Origin of the sequence: Streptomyces sp. Ag82_O1-12 (assembly GCF_900182715.1) — a bacterium.
In the GTDB taxonomy this organism is placed as follows: domain Bacteria; phylum Actinomycetota; class Actinomycetes; order Streptomycetales; family Streptomycetaceae; genus Streptomyces; species Streptomyces massasporeus.
The window spans coordinates 330799-345518 of sequence record NZ_FXUW01000001.1 but is presented as its reverse complement, the minus strand read 5'-3'; the positions used below and the strand labels follow the sequence as shown (position 1 = coordinate 345518).

At 72.2% G+C, this 14720-nt stretch carries 15 protein-coding genes and 1 pseudogene; 9 read left to right on the top strand and 7 right to left on the bottom strand.

Features of this window, described 5'->3' with window-relative positions:
- Positions 1-9 precede the first annotated feature (9 nt).
- Positions 10-1227: a saccharopine dehydrogenase family protein gene (locus QOL88_RS01715; protein WP_097214743.1), complete on the bottom strand. Its 1218-nt coding sequence runs from the start codon at positions 1225-1227 to the stop codon at positions 10-12.
- A 103-nt stretch (positions 1228-1330) separates the two neighbouring features.
- Here QOL88_RS01715 and QOL88_RS01710 point away from each other — a divergent pair, with 103 nt between their 5' ends.
- Positions 1331-2038, top strand: a complete 708-nt coding sequence (locus QOL88_RS01710) for a TetR/AcrR family transcriptional regulator (protein ID WP_097214742.1) — start codon at positions 1331-1333, stop codon at positions 2036-2038.
- Positions 2039-2042: 4 nt separating this feature from the next.
- Here the strand turns inward: QOL88_RS01710 and QOL88_RS01705 are convergent, their stop codons facing one another.
- A complete protein-coding gene (locus tag QOL88_RS01705) occupies positions 2043-2942 on the bottom strand; it encodes a LysR family transcriptional regulator ArgP (protein WP_097214741.1) in 900 nt (299 codons plus the stop codon).
- Positions 2943-3011: 69 nt separating this feature from the next.
- Here QOL88_RS01705 and QOL88_RS01700 point away from each other — a divergent pair, with 69 nt between their 5' ends.
- Positions 3012-3629, top strand: coding sequence for a LysE/ArgO family amino acid transporter (locus tag QOL88_RS01700; RefSeq protein ID WP_097222806.1), 618 nt, complete (start codon positions 3012-3014; stop codon positions 3627-3629).
- 82 nt (positions 3630-3711) lie between these two features.
- Positions 3712-5004: an MFS transporter gene (locus QOL88_RS01695; protein ID WP_097214740.1), complete on the top strand. Its 1293-nt coding sequence runs from the start codon at positions 3712-3714 to the stop codon at positions 5002-5004.
- A gap of 4 nt (positions 5005-5008) precedes the next feature.
- Here the strand turns inward: QOL88_RS01695 and QOL88_RS01690 are convergent, their stop codons facing one another.
- From QOL88_RS01690 to QOL88_RS01680, 3 genes and pseudogenes are all read right to left on the bottom strand, one after another.
- Positions 5009-5464, bottom strand: a complete 456-nt coding sequence (locus QOL88_RS01690) for a cyclic nucleotide-binding domain-containing protein (RefSeq protein ID WP_097214739.1) — start codon at positions 5462-5464, stop codon at positions 5009-5011.
- 278 nt (positions 5465-5742) lie between these two features.
- Positions 5743-6241 (bottom strand): annotated as a pseudogene (locus QOL88_RS01685) (Orn/Lys/Arg family decarboxylase); the annotation flags it as partial.
- A gap of 34 nt (positions 6242-6275) precedes the next feature.
- Positions 6276-6497: a hypothetical protein gene (locus tag QOL88_RS01680; protein ID WP_097222805.1), complete on the bottom strand. Its 222-nt coding sequence runs from the start codon at positions 6495-6497 to the stop codon at positions 6276-6278.
- A gap of 267 nt (positions 6498-6764) precedes the next feature.
- Between QOL88_RS01680 and QOL88_RS01675 the strand changes: the two genes are divergently transcribed.
- The 6 genes from QOL88_RS01675 to QOL88_RS01650 all read left to right on the top strand — a co-directional run bounded on the left by QOL88_RS01675 (position 6765) and on the right by QOL88_RS01650 (position 10946).
- Positions 6765-7199: an ATP-binding protein gene (locus QOL88_RS01675; RefSeq protein ID WP_097214738.1), complete on the top strand. Its 435-nt coding sequence runs from the start codon at positions 6765-6767 to the stop codon at positions 7197-7199.
- A gap of 199 nt (positions 7200-7398) precedes the next feature.
- Positions 7399-8259 carry a SigB/SigF/SigG family RNA polymerase sigma factor gene (locus tag QOL88_RS01670; protein WP_097214737.1) on the top strand — a complete coding sequence of 287 codons (861 nt, stop codon included), beginning with the start codon at positions 7399-7401 and terminating at the stop codon, positions 8257-8259.
- Positions 8260-8288: 29 nt separating this feature from the next.
- On the top strand, positions 8289-8552 hold the full coding sequence (locus tag QOL88_RS01665; RefSeq protein WP_097214736.1) for a DUF5133 domain-containing protein: 264 nt from the start codon (positions 8289-8291) through the stop codon (positions 8550-8552).
- 115 nt (positions 8553-8667) lie between these two features.
- A complete protein-coding gene (locus QOL88_RS01660) occupies positions 8668-9522 on the top strand; it encodes an ANTAR domain-containing protein (RefSeq protein ID WP_097214735.1) in 855 nt (284 codons plus the stop codon).
- Between the two features lie 124 nt (positions 9523-9646).
- A complete protein-coding gene (locus tag QOL88_RS01655; RefSeq protein WP_097222804.1) occupies positions 9647-10483 on the top strand; it encodes a DUF1206 domain-containing protein in 837 nt (278 codons plus the stop codon).
- Between the two features lie 28 nt (positions 10484-10511).
- Positions 10512-10946 carry a hypothetical protein gene (locus QOL88_RS01650; protein WP_031113368.1) on the top strand — a complete coding sequence of 145 codons (435 nt, stop codon included), beginning with the start codon at positions 10512-10514 and terminating at the stop codon, positions 10944-10946.
- Between the two features lie 43 nt (positions 10947-10989).
- On the opposite strand, the gene QOL88_RS01645 is transcribed toward QOL88_RS01650, so the two are convergent.
- The gene (locus QOL88_RS01645) at positions 10990-13230 is read right to left on the bottom strand and encodes an FUSC family protein (RefSeq protein ID WP_097214734.1); all 2241 of its coding nucleotides are present in this window, start codon (positions 13228-13230) and stop codon (positions 10990-10992) included.
- Between the two features lie 83 nt (positions 13231-13313).
- On the bottom strand, positions 13314-14681 hold the full coding sequence (locus QOL88_RS01640) for an NAD(P)/FAD-dependent oxidoreductase (protein ID WP_097214733.1): 1368 nt from the start codon (positions 14679-14681) through the stop codon (positions 13314-13316).
- Positions 14682-14720 lie beyond the last annotated feature (39 nt).

Below are 14720 nucleotides of genomic sequence, written 5' to 3'. Positions count from 1 at the left end.
GATAGTCGTTCACTGCTCCCGCATGCCCCAGGGGGAGCCGTAGTCCGTCAGCAGGTCCAGGAACGGCCGGGCCGGGAAGGCCTCCGGGCCGAGCACGCCCGCACCGGACCAGCCGCCCGTGGCGAGGAGTTCGAGCGCGACGACGGGGTTGATCGCCGTCTGCCACACCACCGCCTGGGAGCCGTACTCCGCCATCGACCACTGGTTGTCGACCACGTGGTACAGGTACACCTCGCGCGGCTCGCCGTCCTTCACGCCCCGCACCCAGGTGCCCGCACACGTCTTGCCGTGCATCCGCTCGCCGAGGGTGGCCGGGTCGGGCAGGCACGCGGCGACCACGTCCCGTGGCGAGACCTTCACCGACCCGTCCGGCCCGGGCACGGTCACCGGGTCGGTGCGGTCCAGGCCCAGCAGATGCAGCGTCCTCAGCGTCTCGACGAACTCCCGGCCCAGGCCGTACTTGAAGGTCACCCGGCGGGCGTCGACCCAACGCGGGACGAGCAGCACCTCCTCGTGCTCCACGTTCACGCACTCCACCGGGCCGATGCCCTCGGGGAAGTCGAAGACCTCGGGCTCGCTGAACGGTTCGGTGGTGAACCAGCCCTTGCCCGTCTCGTAGACGACCGGCGGGTTGAGGCACTCCTCGATGGTGGTCCAGATGCTGAACGAGGGCGCGAAGTCGTAGCCGTCGACGGTCAGGTTCGCGCCGTCGCGGATGCCGATCTCCTCGATCTCGTCGAAGAGTTCGTCGGCGGCGTACCGCGCGAAGACGTCCGACAGACCCGGCTCCACGCCCATGCCGACGAGAGCGAGGAGCCCCTCCTTCTCCCAGTCGGCGGCCTGCGTGAACTGCTCGTCGCCGAGCTTGACCCCGCACTCCTCGTAGGGACGCTCGGCGTGCGGGCGGGACAGCGACATCGCCATGTCGAGATAGGTGGCGCCCGCGGCGCGGGCCGCGCGGAACAGGGGCATCACGAAGCGGGGGTCGGTGGCGTTGAGCAGGACGTCGCAGCGATGCCATTGGAGCAGCCGGGCCACGGCCGCTTCGTCGGCCGCGTCCACCTGCTCCGCGGTGAACCGCGCGTCGCCGTCCAGGGCCGCGACCGCCGCCTCGGCCCGGTCCGGGTCGTAGTCCGCCACCACCATCGCCTCGAAGAAGGGCCGCCGGGCCGCGATCCGGGTGATCGCCCCGCCCACACCACCGGCACCCACGAGCAGTACACGCATGACAGAAACTCCCTATTTGCGAAGAAAGTGACGCGTCCTTGCAGAGATGAAACGCCGCCCCGTGTCATAAGGTCAATGGCGTTGGCATAAGGAGGGAGACGTCGTGCCCAAGCCCGTGGTGCCCGAGGAGAAACGCCGCCGTCGCCGGCCCACCAAGAGCGGCACCGTGCTGTCCGAGGAGCTGATCGTCGAGACCGCGCTGCGCATGCTGCGCGAACACGGCAGCGCGGGACTGACGGCCCGCCGGCTGGGCCTCGCCCTGGACGCCGACCCGAGCACGCTCTACCGGTACTTCCGCGGCATGGACGACCTGACCCTCGCCATCGGCGACGCGCTCATCGGCCAGGCCCTTCAGGGCTGGCGGCCCACGGGGGAGTGGCGGGCGGACCTGCGCTCCTTCGGGCTGCGCGTCCACGCCGCGTACCTCGCCCATCCGCAGGCCGCCCTGCTCACCACCAACCGCGTCACGGGCCGGGCGCACGAGCTGGCCGCGGACGAGGCCGTCCTGGACCTCCTGCGCACGGCCGGCTTCCCCCTGCCCGACACCGTGCGCATCTACCACGCCTTCATCGACCAGACCCTGGCCTTCGCCGCGCTGGACGCCGCCTCGCTGGCCCTGCCCAGCGACTCGCTGCACGCCGACGAGGACATGTGGCGCTCGACGTACGCCCGTCTGCCCGCCACCACCCATCCCCGCATCGCCGAGGCGGCCCCCCTGCTCGCCACCCGGATGCTCACCAGCGCCTACCCGACGGCTCTGGAGATGCTGCTGGACAGCGCGGCGGCCCGGCTGGAGGGCATCCGCGGCTGAGGTGTCAGGCCCGCAGTGTCTCGGCCGCCGTCGCCGTCACCGTGTCCGCCACCTGCGCCAGCGCCGGCGAGTCGAGCTTCCACTGCTGCCAGTACAGCGGCACGTCGACCGCGCGGCCCGGGGCGATGCCTACGAGCCGGCCGTCGCGCAGCAGCGGATCCGCCTGGGGCTCCGGCACCAGGCCCCACCCCAGCCCGGCGGCGACGGCCTCGACGAACCCCTCCGAGGTCGGCACGTAGTGCCGCAGCGCGCTCGCGCCGCTCCGCCCCCGGGTGAGCCGGCGGACGAAACCGTCCTGGAAGCCGTCACGCCGGTCGAACACCACCACGGGCACCGCCGTGAGCACCTGCTCCCATGGCCCGCGGAGGTGGTGCGCGGCGAAGCCCGGCGCGGCCACGGGCAGGTAGCGCATCCGCCCGAGCGACCGCACGGAGCAGCCCGGCACCGGGTCCGGCGACGAGGTCACCGCGGCCATCACCACGCCCTCCCGCAGCAGGGCCGCCGTGTGGTCCTCGTCCTCGCGGCGCAACTCGAAGCAGAGCCGCGGCTCCTGCGGCACACGCGAGAGCACGGGCAGGAACCAGGTGGCCAGCGAGTCCGCGTTCACCGCGACCGACACCCGGATCGGCTCCCCGCTGTCGGCCAGCCCCAGCTCCGTGTAGGCGTCGTGCTCCAGCCGTGCCACCTGGCGGGCCAGCCGCACCAGCACCTCACCCGACTCGGTCGGCCGCACCGGCTTGGTCCGCAGCAGCAGGACCCGGCCCGTGCGCTGCTCCAGCGCCTTCACCCGCTGGCTGATCGCCGACGGCGTCACATGCAGCGCGGCCGCCGCCGCGTCGAACGTCCCCTCGTCCACGACGGCGAGCAGGGTCCGCACCTGGTCCAGCGGCAGATCGGTCATCATCACACGTGCTAATGATACGTAAGAATCTTTAGCTGGACCCGGATGGGGCGCCTCCGTAGCGTCGACGCCATGACCAGCACCTTCACCGCCGGCGCCGCCGGTTTCGGCACCGGACTGTCCCTCATCGTCGCCATCGGCGCCCAGAACGCCTTCGTCCTGCGCCAGGGGATCCGCCGCCAGGCCGTCCTCGCCGTGGTCGCCATCTGCGCCCTGTCGGACGCGGCGCTGATCGCGCTCGGCGTCGGCGGGGTCGGCGCGGTGGTGGTGAAGTGGCCGGCCGCCCTGACCGTGGTCGGCTGGGTCGGCGGCGCGTTCCTGTTGGTCTACGGTGCGCTGGCCGCCCGCCGGGTGCTGCGGCCCGGCGGTGACGCGCTGCGCACGGAGGGGGAGGCGGCCGGATCGATGCGCCGGGCCGTGCTCACCTGCCTGGCGATGACCTGGCTCAACCCGCACGTCTACCTCGACACCGTCTTCCTGCTGGGCTCCGTCGCGGCCGACCACGGCGAGCTGCGCTGGACCTTCGGCCTCGGCGCGGTCCTGGCCAGCCTGTGCTGGTTCACCGCCCTCGGGTTCGGCGCCCGGATGCTCGGCCGTTTCCTCGCCAAGCCGGCTGCCTGGCGCGTACTGGACGGCCTGGTCGCCGCCACGATGATCGTGCTCGGCGCCGTGCTCATCGTCGGAAGCTGACACCTCGGCCGCGGTGGCCGGACCGGCTGGTGCGATAGTGATCCCCGCCTGAAAGATGTAGCGAGCATCGAGGAAGCGGCGCGTGGACACGAGCGAGAGCACGACCGAAGAGCGGGACCCCGATCCGCAGGCGCCCCGGCGGCGCGGCTGGCGGCGCTGGGCCATGGACACCCGCCCCCTGCGCCGCTCCGCCTACCGGCGGCTGTGGGGGTCGACCATCGTCACGGCCGTCGGCAGCCAGCTCACCGCCGTCGCGGTCCCCAAGCAGATCTACGACATCACGGGCTCCTCGGCGTGGGTCGGCGCCGCGAGCCTGGCGGGGCTCGTGCCCCTGATCGTGTTCGCGCTGTGGGGCGGGGCGATCGCCGACACCATGGACCGGCGCAAGCTGCTGCTGATCACCAACAGCGGCATCGCCGTCACCTCGCTGCTGTTCTGGCTCCAGGCCTTCGTGGGCCTGGAGTCGGTGGGGGCGCTCATGCTGCTGCTCGCCGTGCAGCAGGCCTTCTGGGGCCTCAACGCGCCGGCCCGCAACGCCTCCATAGCCCGGCTGGTCCCCGAGGACGAGCTGCCCGCCGCGGGCGCCCTCGGCTCGACCGTGATGCAGACCGGGCAGGTGGCGGGACCGCTGCTCGCCGGCGCTCTCATCCCCGTCATCGGGCTGCCCGAGCTGTACCTCATCGACGCCCTGGCCCTGTGCGTGACGGTGTGGGCGGTGTACCGGCTGCCATCGTTGCCGCCCCTGGCCGGCACGGCGGTGCGGCGCGCGGGCGTGAAGGAGATCGCCGCCGGTTTTCGCTACATCTCCGGGCACACGGTGCTGCTGCTGTCGTTCCTCGCCGACATCATCGCCATGGTCCTCGGCATGCCCCGCGCCCTGTTCCCGCAGCTCGCCTCCCAGACCTACGCCCCGTACGGCGAAGGCCTCGCGCTGGGTCTGCTGTTCGCGGCGATCCCCATCGGCGCCGTGCTGGGCGGGCTGTTCTCCGGCACCTTCTCCCGGGCCCGGCGGCACGGCTGGATGGTGATCGGGGCGGTGGCCGCCTGGGGTGCGGCCGTCGCGGGCTTCGGGCTGAGCCGCAACCTCTGGGTCGCGGTGGCGTTCCTCGCCCTGGCCGGGGTGGCCGACATGGTCTCCATGGTCTTCCGCGGGGCGATCCTGCTGTCCGCCGCCACCGACGAGATGCGCGGGCGCATGCAGGGGGTGTTCACCGTCGTCGTGGCGGGCGGCCCCCGTCTGGCCGACGTGCTGCACGGCACCGCGGGTTCCGCCTTCGGTCCCCGCACCGCCGTCGCGGGCGGTGGGTTCCTGGTCGTCGCGGTGATGCTGGTGCTGGCCGCTGCCGTCCCGGCGCTGCGGCGCTACCGCGTCTGACGTCTCACAGCGCCCCCCGCCGGTGCAGGGTGTACTGCTCCATCAGCTTGCCCCGGGTCATCTCCAGCCGGTGCGCGAGCACCTCGGCGACGTTGCGCACCAGCATCACCCCGAGCTCCGGCTCCTCCTCGCACAGGTTCAGTACGGCCTGCGCGTCGAACTCGTAGGCCCGCACCGGACTGAAGGCCACCGCGCCGAAGTCCCAGGTGTACGGCGGGAACAGCCATGACCAGCCGAGCAGGTCGCCCGCGCCGAGGCTGGCCACGGTCACCCGCTGCAGAGAGTTCACCTGCTGGTCCAGGGAGACGGCGCCGGAGCGGATGACCCAGAAGCGGTCGGCCGGGCCGTCCGCCTCGAAGATCCGGGCGTCCTCGGGGAAGGACACCTCCCGGGCGAGCGTCATCAGGCGCTGCCGTTGCGGCGGAGGCAGGGCGGTCAGGAGTTTGATCGCTTTGGTCATGCGGAGCTCCTCGCCGGGCGGTCGACTGCGGTGCTGTCCCCAATCCCATTTCAGCCGCTGGTGGGGCCTTGGGCACCTCGGCGTACGAGACTTCTTGTGACGGACCGTCCGGGCATGAAAAAGCCCTGGCTGGACGGGGGAGACCAGCCAGGGCCGTACTGCGGTGACGCACGGAGGACAAGGGGTCGACTCCGTCACCACGTATGAATGAACGGTAAACCATCTAGAGGGTGTGCGCGCAGCCGGGGCCCGGTTGCGTGACCCGTCTCACTTCCGGGTCACTCCGCGAGCACCCGGATCGTCTCCAGCACAGGGTCCTCCGGGTCGGGCAGGTTCAGGCCCACGTCGAGCCCCCGACCGCGGGTACGCGAGCACCGGATCCGTCAGGCGCTCGCCCGGGAGGACCGCGGGGATGCCCGGGGGATATGGCGTGATGATCTCGGCAGCGGTCCGCCCCGCCGCCTCGGCCGCCGGCACGGACTCGGCCGGACCGAAGAAGGCGTCCCGGGGGAGCACCGCCTGCTCCATCCGCAGCGCCGCCGGGGACGGCACCTCCACCCGCGGCGCCCTGGGCAGGTCGGGCGCGCCGCGCGCGAGGTCCCGCAGCGCCTTCAGCAGCTGCCCGGTGGTCTCCCGGTCGTCGCCCTGGGTGATCCGCGCGCTGATGCGGCGGTGGTCCACCAGGTGGGCGTCGATGTGCCGGTGCTCCCGCAGCCAGTCCGTCGCCTGGAAGCCCGTGATCCCGAGTCCGGTGAGGTCGATGACGCCGGGCAGCGGGGCACCGCCCGCACGGGCACCGGCCTCCGCCCGGTCAGTGCTCCGGCACGTGCCTGCCCGGAGTCACGATCTCGTCCAGCACCCGCAGCACCGCCTCGTAGGACATCTGCCGCACGGTCGCGTCCCGGGCCCCCTGCGGGTCGGTCGCGTCCAGCTCCTCGCTCCTGGTCCGCCACGTCCGTTCCTCCCGCACCGCGCAATCCCTCGCACGCCGGATACGCCGCAGCAGCTCGTCCGAATCCACCACATCGGTCATGCACACCGCGTACCCGCCCAGCGGCCGGAGATGGCACCGGCCCACGACCGTTCGAGGTGTTTTCGGGTCTTCCGGCCGCACCCGAGGTTTGCAGATGCGGGGAAAGGTGAGCCGAAGAGTATGACCGCGGCGCTCGCGCGGTGCGCGTCCCGAACGCCGTGTCAGGTGGAGCAAGCAGTGGGTCCGTGGACCCCGGGCAGACCCCGTGCGGGCGCCCGGTACGCGGTGCGGACCCGGTATCCGTTCGTGCTGTCAGGGAGCTGCAGAATGTGCGACGAGCACATGATCGAATCCGTACTCGGGCCGCCCGGCGCCCACCGCACCCGGCCCGGCAAACCCGCCGAGGCGCGCCGAGCGGTGGAGCGAGCCGTGGCCGAACGCTGCCGGGCCACACACACCCCGTGCGACACGGACGCCCTGTCCGACGCCCTGCTCGTCGTATCGGAACTGACGACCAACGCGATTCTGCACGGTGGCGGTGTGACCGACTTCCAGGTGGACGTCGACGGCCCCGGTGTACGCCTCTCGGTGAGCGACCGCAGCGACGCCCTGCCCGTGACCATGCCCCGCACCGATCCTCACGGACGGCTGCGGCACGGCGGCCACGGCTGGCCCATCGTCTGCCGGCTCTCCCGCGATGTGCGGGTGTCGGATCTGCCTGCCGGGGGCAAGTGCATCACAGCCGTCGTACCCCTGTCCTGACCACCCGCGAGCGGTGCCCAACAAATTGCACTGCAAAGCGGAGTTTGTTCCCCCAGGGCCAGGGCAGACGCAATTTCGTGCTTCGGACCGGAGGCGCGCCAGCGGGAGCGGTAGTACTGCCCCGGAGGCCTCCAGGCGTATCCGGGCAGCACCCTTCCCGCGGTCAGTCCCTGATACCACCGTTCAGGAGCGAATCCGCATGCTCATCGAAACGCCCACCCATCGTCCCGGCACGGCCGAAACGACGACCACCGCCACCCGGCGGCGTCACGACGACGCCCCCGACACAGCGGCCCTCTTCGCCCGGATGGCGGAACTGGACGAGGGCCCCGAGCGGGAGGCCGTCCGCGACGAACTGGTCACCCTGTGGCTGCCCATGGCCCACCGCATCGCCGGCCGCTTCCGCGACCGCGGGGAGTCGATCGAGGATCTCCGGCAGGTCGCCGCGCTGGGCCTGGTCAAGGCCATCGACCGGTTCGACCCGAGCCGGGGTGCCTTCGAGAGTTACGCCGTCCCCACCATCACCGGTGAGGTCAAGCGGCACTTCCGGGACCGCATGTGGGCCCTGCGAGTTCCCCGCCGTGTGCAGGAACTGCGCAACAAGGTGCGGGTGGCACGCCGCGAACTCACCCAGAACCCGGGCAGCCCCGAGCCCTCCGTGGCGGACCTCGCCACCCACACCGGCCTGACCGAGGAAGAGGTCAGCGCCGGGCTCGAGGCGCTGGACAGCTTCAGCACCCTGTCGCTGGACGCCGAGCTCTCGGCCGACGACGACGGATACAGCCTCGCGGACACGCTCGGCGCGGCCGACTCCTCATACGACATCGTCGTGGACCGCGAGTCCGCCAAGGAAGGCCTGCGCCGTCTGCCGGAACGCGAACGGGCCATCCTCTACATGCGCTTCTTCGAGGACATGACCCAGAGCCGCATCGCCGACCACCTCGGCATCTCCCAGATGCACGTCTCCCGCCTCATCAGCCGCAGCTGCGCCCGGGTGCGCGACGAGGTCCTGGGGCAGCGGACGGGCAACCGGGGCAGCGGCCCCTCCACGACGGCCTGACCATCCGACCCCACGAGGAGCGAACGACCATGCTGAGGCCCCACCCCGCCGTGCTGCGCCGACTCGTCGACGAGTACGAGGCCCTGACGGGCGCCGAGGGCGCCCGCGGACCGGGGGAGCTGGATGCCAGGGCACGCGACCTGGCGTACACGCTGTGCGTGTCGACCGGCACCCGAGATGTCCGGCGCGCCCTGGAAGCCGCCCGCCAGTGGCTCGCCGCCGCACCCGCGCCGGCCCCCGAGCCCCCCGCGCCGGCGAGCGCACAGCGCATGCCCACCCCGGAGCCCGCCTGATGAGCGTGTGCCGCTGACACGACGGGGAAGGCGAATCGAAACGAGAGCCCGGCCGACGGCGCAAGCCGCGGCCGGGCCCGTTTCACGTCACAGCCATCGAGATTCCGGGAGCCCCATGTCCACAACCCGCCGGCCAGTGGCCGACGACGGCGAGCTGGAGCGCCTGCGCGCCGAGCTGCGTGACCTGCGGGCCCGGGCTCGCGTCCGCCCGCTGATCTCACAGGCGCAGGGCATCGTGCAGGAGCGCTACGCGCTGCCCGACGGGGAGAGCGCCTTCGCGCTGATGCAGCGGGCGTCACAGCGCTACAACGTCAAGCTGCGCACGCTGGCCGGTGTGCTGGTGACCACGCCGCGCCCGGACGGGCCGGGGAGGCCGTGGTTCCCGGAACGCGTCCGCGGGCCGGAACCCGACCTGACCTTCACCCGGGCGCACCGCTCCGGGTCCGGCAGCCGCGGTGCCGTCCTGAAGGCCGTACTGCGTACCACCCTGGCGGTGGTCGGCACCGACATGGGCAATGTGCAGCTCGCCGACCCGGCCCGGGGAGGGCTGCGCATCGAGCAGCACACCGGCCTCACGGACGACTTCGTCGACTTCTTCGCCCACGTCGGCGAGGACGGCACGTCCTGCGCGCAGGCGGCGCGGGACCTCGCCCAGGTCACCGTGCACGACGTGGAGAGTGCTCCGGTGTTCACCGAACCGGCCCGGCAGGCCATCCTCGCGGCGGGCAGCAGGGCCTGCCACAGCGTCCCCCTGACGACCGCGTCCGGGCTGTGCGTCGGCATGGTCTCGGCCCACCTGGACCGGCCCCTCGACGGACTGACGACGACCCAGACGAAGGCCCTCGACGCCATCGGCGGCCAGGCGGGCCGCTGGCTCGCCTGGCACGACGGCACCGTGGTCCTGGACGCGCTGGAACATCTGCACGCCCTCGGCAGCGCCGGCCGCGGATCGCGGTTCCGGCGGTCCTGACCGGCCACGGAGGCGGCGCCGCGGCGCCGCCGATATGCCGGCTAGAAGCGGAATCTCCTGGTCCGAGGGCTGTGGAGGGTGTGTGAACGCCGACCCGGGGCATCCGCACTGCCGGGAGGTCGACATGAACACGAGTGCGATGGCACAGAGCGGTCGGTTCCGGGCCCGCCGGATGGCGCGGGGTTCGGTGACCGAGGGGGCGGCACGGGCGGGTTTCGCCGCCCGGGGCGTGATCTATCTGCTCGTCGGAGTGCTGGCCCTGCAGATCGCCTTCGGCGACACCGGGCGGCAGGCCGACCGCGGGGGAGCCCTGCAGGAACTGGCACAGAAACCCTTCGGCGCGGTGCTGCTGTGGGCGCTGGGCATCGGGCTCGTCGGCATGGCGCTGTGGCGGCTGTCCGAAGTGCTCTTCGGCTCGGTCGGCAAGGACGGCCGCAGCGCACGCAAGCGGCTGATGGCGGCGGTCCGCTTCGCCTTCTACGTCTTCGTCGCCTACTCGGTGCTGTCGTTCGCCCTCAGCCGCCACCAGAGCGGCGGATCCAGCGACCAGCAGTCCCGGGACGCCACGGCCAGGGTCCTGGAGATACCCGCCGGACAGTGGCTGGTCGGCGCCGCCGGCATCGGGATCGTCGTGGCCGGCGGCTGGATCGCCGTACGCGCGGTGCTGCGCAAGTACCACGACAAACTCCGGCTGGGGCAGATGAGCCGGCGGACGCGGCAACTGGTGGACGTCACCGGCGTGGCCGGCGGCGCCGCCCGCGGGCTGGTGTTCGCGGTGGCCGGGATCTTCGCCGTCCGCGCGGCCATCGACTACGAACCCGACAAGGCCAAGGGCCTGGACGACACCCTGCGCACCTTCGCCGACACCCCGCTCGGCCCCTGGCTGCTGGTCTGCGTCGCGGCCGGGCTGGTGCTCTTCGGAGTGTTCTCGTTCGCCATGGCTCGGTGGCGACGCGTCTGAGCCGCGTTCTGCGGGGAACACGATGCCAATGAGCGATTCCGAGATTCCGCATGGCGACGGCCGGCCCGTGGACGCGTACCTGGACCTCCTGCGCATCCGGATGGACACGGAGGACTACCGCCTTCTGATGCGCGCGGTGGAACCGGTCCTCGAGGCGATCGACGAGGAACGCCTGTCCAGCCTCGACTTCGCGCTCGACTCCGGCGCCAACGACGAACTGCCCCAGGAGGTCCGTGACGAGGTGGCCCTCGTCATCGCCACCGCCGTCACCGGCCGCCTGGACAACGAAGTGGTCGAACTCGACGTCGACGACACCGGCCCGGTCAGGATCGTCACGGACGCCACCACCGCGTCCGACCCGGTCCGCCTCGGCGAGATAGCCGACTACATCCGGGACCGGCACAAGCAGACCGAGGAGCTGCGGGGCATCGCCGAGGTGAGCGGGCTGCCCACGGACTTCTGACGGGCAGGGGCCCGTACCCCGGGGGCGGCTCCGGGGACGGCTCTCACCCCGTGGGCGCCGCCACCGGCACCCCCAGCGGCCGGGCGAGACCCACCACGGCCTCGTCCAGCCGCTCCAGATGCCGCAGCACGCGGTCGGTGATGCGGCCGTAGCGCGGTGTGCCGGCGTCGGATCCCAGCAGGGAGGCGATGCTCGCCCCGGTCTCGACCTGCGCGTCCGCGTGCTCGTCGGCGACCCGCACCGCGATGGTCTCGATGTTGCGCACCGTGCGCCCGGCCGCCCCGCGCAGTCGCGGGTCCGCCGCGATCGAGGGATGCGTGGGCAGCAGCTCGGCGGTCGCCGCCAGCGTCCGCGCGTGGTACGCGCACGTCTCCAGCAGCGCCACCACGTACCGGGCCGTGTGACGCCGGGTCCGCAGCGGTGTGACCGGGTGGATCAGCGGCTGGGTCGCGGCCCGCAGATCGGCCAGCGCCTGGTCCAGGTCGCGCGCCTTGTCCAGCAGCTCGTCAGCCGGCCCCCCGCTGAGCTGGCCCACCGCGGCCTCGGTGACCTCGGCCAGCCGCTCCAGCACGGTGCCGAGCAGTTCGTTCGTACGGCGGTCCGTCCGCACCGGCAGGACCAGCGCCGCCGCCACCACCCCGCAGGTCGCGCCGAGCGCCGTCTCCTCGATCCGCAGCACGAGCACGTCGAGGCTGTAGGTGTGCAGCAGCGTGTACAACAGTCCCAGCATCGCGGTGACGAAGAACGACATCAGCGTGTACGACAGCGGCGCCGAGTAGAACATCGCGAAGATCAGCACCAGGACCAGGGCGAACGCCGTCCACGTGTGCTTGCCGACCAGCCCGGCCAGGAGGATTCCGGCCACCACGCCGAACACCGTGCCCAGCAGCCGCCGATACCCCTTGACCAGGATCTCGCCCGTCGACGCGGTGTTGAGGAAGACGATCCAGCACGTCAGCACCGCCCAGTACCAGCGCTGCGTGGACAGCAGCTCACCGCCCACGATCGCCAGCGAGGAGCCGACGGCGACCTGTACGGCCGCACGGGTGGTGGGCCGCCGCAGGCCCGTCTGTTCCTCCGGCGCCGCTTCCTCGCCGGCGTCGATCGCGGCGTCCTCGGCGTCCAGTTCCTCACGCGAGCGGGCCGTCGCGGGGGTGTCGTCCGACTCGTCCTGCGGGCCGTCCAGCGCGATCCGCAGCCCGAGCACCGCGCGGGCCGACTCACCGATGCCGCGGAAGACGTCCTGGACTGCGGCCGACGCGGGCGGCAGGTTCTCTTCGTCCCGGTAGCCGAGGAGCCGATTGCGCACGTGGGCCAGCCCGGTGCCCGTGTCACCGCTGCCCGCCCGCAGCACCAGGGCGTGCAGCGCCTGCAGATCGCGGCGGAGCGTGGCGCCCGCCTCGTCCGGCACGGCCGACCCGGACAGGGACGGGGCGGCCGCGCCCGGCAGGTGCAGGGTGAGCGTGTCGGCCCGCTCGGCGCTGCGGGCGGTCAGCAGCAGCAGGCCGAGCCGCTCGGCGGCGATCTCGGCGTCCGCGATCCTGCGCTGCACCAGCCGCGCCGCCGACTCGTCCGGGGTGCCCTCCTCCAGCCGGTCCTGGATCATCATCGCCGTCTCGTGGAGCCGCGCCGTGCCGTCGCGTACGGCCTCCAGCGCCTTGTCCATCTCGTCCGCGGGGGCGTCGAGGAGCTCGACCTGCGCGGAGACCAGCTGCGCCAGGCGTGCGCGGAAGGCCAGCCGCAGCCGCAGCAGCACACTCGTGGGCGTCGCGGGCACCACCGCGAAGCGCATCAGGGCACTGGAGCAGAACGCCAGGGCCATGGCACCGCACAGCGCGGGCAGTGTGCCGAGGGTGGCGCCGACGAACAGCGACAGGAAGTAGACCTGGAAGCCGATCAGCCCGAGCGCGGTGCCCCGGTCGCCGAACCGGCGGCCGTAGACCGCGCAGAAGATCAGGACGACGAAGAAGGCGTCACCGACGACGAGACGCGTGTTGAGCACCGCGCCCAGGGACACCGAGGCCAGGGCCACCGGGAGTCCCAGCGCGAGGGTCACGGCCTGTGCCCCGGGCTGCTTCTCCCGGATGGCGAAGGTGGCGACCATCGCCGCCATGGCCCCCGCCACCAGAAGGTGCACATCGGCCCCCAGCAGGGAGAGCACGGCCAGGGTCAGGGCGATCGCGCCGACCGTCCGCAGCCCTGCCGTCAACCGCAGCAGACCGGGGTCGGACGCCGCGATCCGGTCCCGTAGTCGTGCCCGCACCGCGCGTCCCGCTGCCCTCACGCCGCCGCACTCTCTCCCGACTCACACCAAGATCCGTATCTCAGCATGACATGCCACGAACGGAAGCTTCCGCCCGGCCCGTGCTACTCCGGCCGGGGTCCCCCGACCTGCTCCCGCACCTGCTCCGGCGTCAGGTAGGCGTCCGTGTACTCGAAGTCCTTCAGCCGCGCGGCCTTGCGGGCCTGGAACCCGGTCCGTACGAAGTCGTCGCCCGCGACCGCGTTGAGCAGCCAGTTCGTCATCACCCGCGTCTTGGCCACGTTGGTGCGCAGCGCCGACCAGTGGTAGCCGCGGGCCACAGCCTGGGCGGGCAGCCCGCGCAGTTCGATGCCCAGCGGCTTGGACACCGCGTCGGTGCCGCCGAGGTCGACGACGAGCCCGAGGTCCTTGTGGACGTACGGCTTCAGCGCCTGGCCCCGCAGGGACGCGATGACGTTGTCGGCGACGTGCTTGCCCTGCCGCAGGGCGTGCTGCGCGGTGGGCGGGCACATGGCGCCGTCCCCCTTGGCCACGTCGGGCACGGCGGCCGAGTCGCCGAGCGCGAACACCCCGTCCTCGCCCGGCAGGTTCATCTCGGAGCCGACCGCGAGCCGCCCCTTGACGGTCTCCGCGCCCAGCGTGGCGATGAGCGGGCTGGCGACGACCCCGGCGGTCCAGATGAGGGTGCGGGTCGGGACCACCCGCCCGTCGGTGAAGGTGACCTCCTCGGGGCCGGCCTTGGCGATGGAGGTGCCCAGGGAGATGTCGATGCCCCGCCGGCGCAGGATCTCCTGCGCGCTGCTGCCGAGCTTGTCGCCCAGCTCCGGCATCAGCTTCGGCGCGATGTCGATCAGGTGCCACTTGATCAGACTCGGGTCCAGCCGCGGGTAGCGCTTGACCGCGGCATGCGTCAGCCGCTGCAGGCACGCCGCGGTCTCGGTGCCCGCGTAACCGCCGCCGACCACCACGAACTGCAGTCGCGAGGCCCGCTCCACGGGGTCCTGGCTGGCGTCGGCCAGGTCCAGCTGCGAGATGACGTGGTCACGGATGTACGCCGCCTCGGCGAGCGTCTTCATCCCGAACGCGTGGTCCGTCAGCCCCGGGATGTCGAAGGTCCGGGTGATGCTGCCGGGCGCCAGCACGATGTAGTCGTACGGCTCGTTGACGATCTCGTCGGTGATGGTGCGGATGACGCAGACCTTGGCCTTCAGGTCCACGCCGATGGCGCCGCCCGGAATGATCCGCGTGCGGTACTTCTTGCTGCGGCGCAGGGAGACGGCGATCGACTGCGGCGTCAGCACGCCGGAGGCGACCTGGGGGAGCAGCGGCAGGTAGAGCTGGTACGCGAACGGCGTCACCAGCGTGACGTCGGCCTCGTCCGGGGAGAGTTTCCGTTCCAGACGGCGGACGCACTCCACGCCGGCGAAGCCTGCGCCAACCACCAGGATCCTGGGTCGTGTCACGGTGTTCATCCCTTTCTGCGGCTCCAGGCGGTCTGCCTCGAACGCCTT

Coding starts and splice junctions, on each gene's coding strand:
- QOL88_RS01715 (WP_097214743.1), bottom strand. CDS start 1,227: ATGCGTGTACTGCTCGTGGGTGCCGGTGGTGTGGGCGGGGCGATCACC.
- QOL88_RS01705 (WP_097214741.1), bottom strand. CDS start 2,942: ATGATGACCGATCTGCCGCTGGACCAGGTGCGGACCCTGCTCGCCGTC.
- QOL88_RS01700 (WP_097222806.1), top strand. CDS start 3,012: ATGACCAGCACCTTCACCGCCGGCGCCGCCGGTTTCGGCACCGGACTG.
- QOL88_RS01690 (WP_097214739.1), bottom strand. CDS start 5,464: ATGACCAAAGCGATCAAACTCCTGACCGCCCTGCCTCCGCCGCAACGG.
- QOL88_RS01680 (WP_097222805.1), bottom strand. CDS start 6,497: ATGACCGATGTGGTGGATTCGGACGAGCTGCTGCGGCGTATCCGGCGT.
- QOL88_RS01675 (WP_097214738.1), top strand. CDS start 6,765: ATGTGCGACGAGCACATGATCGAATCCGTACTCGGGCCGCCCGGCGCC.
- QOL88_RS01670 (WP_097214737.1), top strand. CDS start 7,399: ATGCTCATCGAAACGCCCACCCATCGTCCCGGCACGGCCGAAACGACG.
- QOL88_RS01665 (WP_097214736.1), top strand. CDS start 8,289: ATGCTGAGGCCCCACCCCGCCGTGCTGCGCCGACTCGTCGACGAGTAC.
- QOL88_RS01660 (WP_097214735.1), top strand. CDS start 8,668: ATGTCCACAACCCGCCGGCCAGTGGCCGACGACGGCGAGCTGGAGCGC.
- QOL88_RS01655 (WP_097222804.1), top strand. CDS start 9,647: ATGAACACGAGTGCGATGGCACAGAGCGGTCGGTTCCGGGCCCGCCGG.
- QOL88_RS01650 (WP_031113368.1), top strand. CDS start 10,512: ATGAGCGATTCCGAGATTCCGCATGGCGACGGCCGGCCCGTGGACGCG.
- QOL88_RS01640 (WP_097214733.1), bottom strand. CDS start 14,681: ATGAACACCGTGACACGACCCAGGATCCTGGTGGTTGGCGCAGGCTTC.